The 2,519-nt window shown below is 61.0% G+C and carries 2 protein-coding genes; both read left to right on the top strand.

From position 1 onward, the window contains the following. Positions 1–87 precede the first annotated feature (87 nt). Positions 88–1,725 (top strand): IS21 family transposase, encoded by a 1,638-nt coding sequence (gene istA, locus QCE79_RS32285; RefSeq protein WP_309851334.1) that lies wholly within the window; start codon positions 88–90, stop codon positions 1,723–1,725. Further along, positions 1,722–2,492: an IS21-like element helper ATPase IstB gene (istB, locus tag QCE79_RS32280; RefSeq protein WP_309851331.1), complete on the top strand. Its 771-nt coding sequence runs from the start codon at positions 1,722–1,724 to the stop codon at positions 2,490–2,492. The genes istA and istB overlap by 4 nt, the downstream gene beginning before the upstream one ends. Positions 2,493–2,519 lie beyond the last annotated feature (27 nt).

The following is a 2,519-nucleotide window of genomic DNA, read 5'->3' as shown; positions in this document are numbered from 1 at the left end:
TCCACCCCGCGCGCCCGGTTGAGTAGCCGGTAGCGACGTAGCAGGACGTTTATTTTCTTCTCCTTCAGGCATGAAGGAGATTAAGAGGTGAACGTCTTGAAACAGCATCTCCAAGCCACGATATTCACGCTGCTCGAACGCGGGGCAAGTCAGCGCAAGATCCACGAGGTCACGGGGATCGACCGCAAGACGATCCGCCGCTATCAGTCGATCTTTGAATCGCAGCGAGTCTCGGACGAGGCAAATTCCTCCACCCCCGCGCCCACCGACATGGCGGAGCCGGTGGGCGCGCAAACTCCTCCACCTTCGCGCCCGCCGGCTTCTCGGTTCGTCGCACCGGTCAAACCGTTCAATTTCGCCCGTTCCGCCAGCGAACCCTATCGCGAGTGGATTGAGCAGCAGATACGCTTGAAGCGCAATGCCCAAGCGATTTACCAGGATCTGGTTGACCAGTTCGGCTTTACTGCGAGCTACGACAGCGTCAAACGCTTTGTGCGCGCCCTCCGGCACGTCGATCCCGAGCAGTTTGACCGCCTCGAGTTTGCTCCGGCTGAGGAAGCTCAAGTCGATTATGGTGAGGGCGCGCCGACGCGTGATCCGAGGACGGGCCGGTATCGGCGCCCGCGCTTGTTTGTCATGACGCTACGCTATTCGCGGCGCAGCTTCCGGCAAGTGGTCTGGAAGTCGAGCAAGCAGGTTTGGGCACAACTACACGAGGACGCCTTCCGGTACTTCGGTGGCAGCGTGAGTTACGTCGTCCTCGATAACCTCCGGGAAGGTGTCATCACCCCCGATCTATATGAGCCGGAGCTCAACCGGCTCTATGCGGCGATGCTTGAGCATTACGGCGTCGTCGCCGACCCTGCCCGAGTACGAGACCCGAATCGAAAGGGCACCGTAGAGAACGCGATCCAACATACGCAGAACACCGCGCTCACCGGCCGGCGTTTCGAATCACTCGAAGCTCAGAATGAATTCCTGATGCATTGGGAGGAGAACTGGGCAGCCAAGCGCATCCACGGCAGAGCGCGGCGGCAGGTCGAAGCGATGTTCCAGGAGGAGAAGCCACATCTGCGGCCGCTGCCGGCCACCGCGTTCCGCTACTTCACCGAAGTCGTACGCACCGTCTGGGACGACACCACAGTAAGTATCGAGCGCAGCAACTACGCGGCGCGCCCTGCGTCCATCGGCAGCCTCGTCAGTGTGCGCATCTACGACACCACGATCGAGATCCGCGACCGTCTGAGTCAGGAACTGCTGCGCACCCATCCACGCCACATGCAGCCCGGTTCACTCGAACTGCCCGAGAGCGAGCGACCGTTCAATCCGTCGCGCCAGACGAGCCTGGCGCTCGCCAGCGCCGGTGACATCGGGCCGCAGACAAAGGCACTTTGCCAGCATCTGTTCGACGCCGAAGGACGCGTCGGACATCGCGGCATGTGGGGCATCGTCGCGCTGGCGAAGAAGTATCCCGCTTGGCTCGTCGAGCAAGCCTGCGACCACGCGCTGCATCATCACCTGTATCGCTACCGGCAGGTGCGCACCGTTGTCGAACGGCTGTTCGAACAGGCACTTGAGCGCCTCGATCGCGCGCCGCAGCTCGCCTTGCCGCTCATCCAGGAGCACCCGTTGATTCGGCCCGCAACCGAATACAGCGAGCTCTTCGACGCCGGCGCGCAGCACAGCGCCACATCTCGATCCTCCACGACGGGAGAAACCGTATGACCACCACCATACCGGACATCGAACGCGCGCTAAGGCTATTGCGTCTGTCAGGCGTACGCGACACGCTCGAGACACGCGTGCTGCAGGCCCAAGGGAGCCAGCAACCATTTCTGGAGACCTTCGCGCTGATTCTGCAGGACGAACTCGACCGGCGACAGTCGCGCCTCATCGAGCGTCGCTACCAGCAATCGGGGCTCGAGGAGAGGCTTACCCTGACGGAATTCGACTGGTCGTTCAATCCGAAGCTGCCTCGCCAAGCCTGCTTCCAGCTACACGCACTGAAGTTCATCGCCGCTGGCGAAAACGGTTTAATTGTCGGCAAGCCTGGCACCGGCAAGTCGCACGTGGCGAAGGCGGTCGCATATCAGGCCGTCCTCCACGGGCACAAGGTGCAGTATCTCGAGACCGATGACTTCTTCAACCGTTATGCGCTGAGTGCTCAGGAAAAACGGCGGTCGCGGCTGCGTGCCGTTCTCGATTGCGACCTGCTCGTGCTCGACGACCTGTTCCTCTCACGTACGATCCCCGACGACGCCGGCGCACTATTGCAGACCCTGATCCATCAGCGCTACAAGTTGCGTCGAAGCGTCGTGGTCACCTCCAATCGTGTCGTACAGGACTGGGGCGCATATCTTGGCGACAACACGATGAGCACCACGATCCTTGACCGCCTTATGCATCATTGCCACCTCCTCGAATTCAATGGTCGCAGCTACAGGCTCAAGGAAGCTGCCGAGGCGCTTGCGCAGAAAACGAAAGAAGGCTAAAAATCGACGATGTCCTGCATTACAGGG

Source organism: Caballeronia sp. LZ003, from assembly GCF_031451465.1.
GTDB lineage: Bacteria > Pseudomonadota > Gammaproteobacteria > Burkholderiales > Burkholderiaceae > Caballeronia.
The sequence above is the reverse complement of the archived record's forward strand: the minus strand, read 5'-3'. Positions and strand labels throughout refer to the sequence as shown.